The sequence below is a fragment of the Streptomyces sp. TSRI0107 genome (assembly GCF_001905845.1).
Taxonomy (GTDB): domain Bacteria; phylum Actinomycetota; class Actinomycetes; order Streptomycetales; family Streptomycetaceae; genus Streptomyces.
Genome location: NZ_LIVZ01000030.1, coordinates 1 through 2,524 on the forward strand (window position 1 = coordinate 1; position 2,524 = coordinate 2,524).

At 70.6% G+C, this 2,524-nt stretch carries 3 protein-coding genes; 2 read left to right on the plus strand and 1 reads right to left on the minus strand.

Annotated elements, in window-relative coordinates:
* Positions 1-138: 138 nt before the first annotated feature.
* Positions 139-867 carry a lysophospholipid acyltransferase family protein gene (locus AMK31_RS38850; RefSeq protein WP_073945470.1) on the minus strand — a complete coding sequence of 243 codons (729 nt, stop codon included), beginning with the start codon at positions 865-867 and terminating at the stop codon, positions 139-141.
* 271 nt (positions 868-1,138) lie between these two features.
* Between AMK31_RS38850 and AMK31_RS38855 the strand changes: the two genes are divergently transcribed.
* Both AMK31_RS38855 and AMK31_RS38860 read left to right on the plus strand, forming a co-directional pair.
* The gene (locus AMK31_RS38855; RefSeq protein WP_241842890.1) at positions 1,139-1,525 is read left to right on the plus strand and encodes a thioredoxin family protein; all 387 of its coding nucleotides are present in this window, start codon (positions 1,139-1,141) and stop codon (positions 1,523-1,525) included.
* 217 nt (positions 1,526-1,742) lie between these two features.
* The gene (locus tag AMK31_RS38860; RefSeq protein WP_073945472.1) at positions 1,743-2,252 is read left to right on the plus strand and encodes a flavin reductase family protein; all 510 of its coding nucleotides are present in this window, start codon (positions 1,743-1,745) and stop codon (positions 2,250-2,252) included.
* Positions 2,253-2,524 lie beyond the last annotated feature (272 nt).

Genomic DNA, 2,524 nt, shown 5'->3' on the forward strand with positions numbered 1-2,524 from the left:
CCCTGACTTTGCGGACACCCCCTAGGGGGTGTCTCGCCGATCATGCCGGGCTCGCGACGCAGTCGTGCCTCACGTCACCGGCCGGGCCTTATCGGCAGCGACGCGGCAGGCGCCCCGCGGGGTGGCGGTGAGGGGGCGTCAGTGCGCCTCGGCGGCCCGGAGCTGCTCCGGCGTCGGGGCCGTGCCGCCGAGGTGGGCGGGCAGCCACCAGGTGTCGTCGGCGTCCCTCGGGCGGACGGGGTAGGCGCGCTGAGCGGCCTCCAGCAGCTCCTGCACCCGCTCGCGCAGCTGCCGGGTGATGGCCCCGGCGTACTTGTCGCGGGACGCCTCGATGGCCTCGCCCACCCGGATGGTGATGGGGGTGTGGCTGCGCTTGAAGTTGCGAGGGTGCCCCTTGGTCCACAGCCGCTGGGTGCCCCACACGGCCATGGGGATCAGCGGCACGCCCGCCTCCTGAGCCAGGCGCGCGGCGCCCGACTTGAAGCTCTTCAGCGTGAACGACTGCGAGATCGTGGCCTCCGGGAACACCCCGATCACCTCGCCGGACCGCAGCGAGTCGAGCGCGTGCGCGTAGGCCGCCTCGCCCTGCTCGCGGTCCACCGGGATGTGCTTCATCCCGCGCATCAGCGGCCCGGACACCTTGTGCCGGAAGACGGACTCCTTGGCCATGAAGCGCACGAGCCGCTTCTGCGGCAGCGCGGCCAGTCCGTTGAAGACGAAGTCCAGGTAGCTGATGTGATTGCTGACCAGCACGGCACCGCCCGACCGCGGGATGTTCTCGGACCCCTTGCAGTCGATCTTGAGGTCCCAGACCTTGAACAGCGTGCGGGCGAGACCGATGACGGGACGGTAGACGAGCTCTGCCATGGACGACGTGAACCCTTCCTTGCTCTGCCTGGGAAGGGACTCCCAGCGGAAAGCTACGCAGCCGTAGGTTTACGGCCTGTCGCAGATCGTGCCCGAAGAACGGACGGGTAGCCAGTCCTGGTGCCCTTAGTCGGCGAGATCCTTGTCACGTCACCCCCATGATCACCTCGGGGTTTTAAGCGCCCTTTACTCTGCGCGAACCATGACGCGCCGCGCGAGCCGGTACATCTCGCAGCCGGGGCGGGCGGGAATCTTTGCGGCCCCGTCAACGCTGCACGACAGTGGTGAGTTGACGGAGAGCCGCGAACGGCGGCGGAGCGGGAGAGTACACGTGCACGGGCGCGACGGTGGAAGGCGGCTCGACGCGGCCGAGTTGGGCGTCGGCCTCGGCGAACGCGCCACGCTGGTCCAGTTCTCCAGCGCGTTCTGCGCCCCCTGCCGGGCCACCCGGCGCGTCCTCGGCGAGGTGGCCGGCCTGGTGCCGGGCGTCCGCCATGTGGAGATCGACGCCGAGGCCCACCTGGACCTGGTCCGCAGGCTCGACATCGTCAAGACGCCGACCGTGCTGGTCCTCGACGCCGACGGCCGGGTCGTGCGGCGGGCCGTCGGGCAGCCCCGCAAGGCCGACGTCATCGCGGCCCTGGGGGAGGCCGTGTGAGCGGCCCCGTGCCGGGCGTTCGGGCGAGCGTGAGCCATCTCCCACAACGTGGGACGCACTTGACTGTGCATGCCACCTATCGTCAGCCTGACCCTATGCCTTCGGAACTCCATCTCTACGGGCGGGTGCACGTCGACCTCGCCCGCACCGCGAGCGCACGCTGTCCGGGCCGTTGAGCACCCACGGACCCGCTCGCCCCCACTCGCAGAAGGCCATCATGACGGCAACCCCCGACCTAGCCACCCCCCGGCTCGCCTCCCCCGACCTGCTCCGCGCCGTCTTCCGGCGCCACGCGGCGGGCGTCGCGGTGATCACCGCGCGAGGCGCGGCCGGCCCGGTCGGCTTCACCGCCACCTCCCTCACCTCCGTCTCCGCGGAGCCTCCGATGCTTTCCTTCGGCATCGGCACCGGCGCCTCCAGCTGGCCCGCGATCGCCGAGGCCGACCACGTGGGCGTCCACATACTCGGCGAGCACCAGCAGGAGCTGGCCGCCACCTTCGCCCGCAGCGGCGCCGACCGCTTCGGCGAGCCCACCGCCTGGCGGGAGGGCCCGGAGGGCGTCCCGGTCCTCGACGGCGTGCTGGCCTGGCTGGTGTGCCGGGTGCACGCGCGCGTGCCCGCCGGGGACCACCGCATAGTCCTCGCCGAGGTCGCCGTCGGCGATCCCACGGGCACCGGCCGCCCGCTTCTCTACCACCAGGGCCGGTTCACCGCTCTGCGGGATTGATCACGCACGGGTCCGCCTGCGAGGGCGTCGAGTTCCGGTTACGCTGCGTTGCGAAGGTCACAGTTCAAAGCGCTTGCTTAGCGGGCAGGAACTGGGTGTACTGACGAGTAATATTTCGGTCGGAAGCGCAGGCCGCCCCGACCGGGATCGGCCGCTTGGGGCGCCTATGCTGCCTGCAAGGGGTAGCCGAAAAATGACGATGCAGTAGGAGAGCCGGCGTGAGCTTGAGGATCGTTGTCACTGTGAAGTACGTGCCCGACGCCACTGGCGAC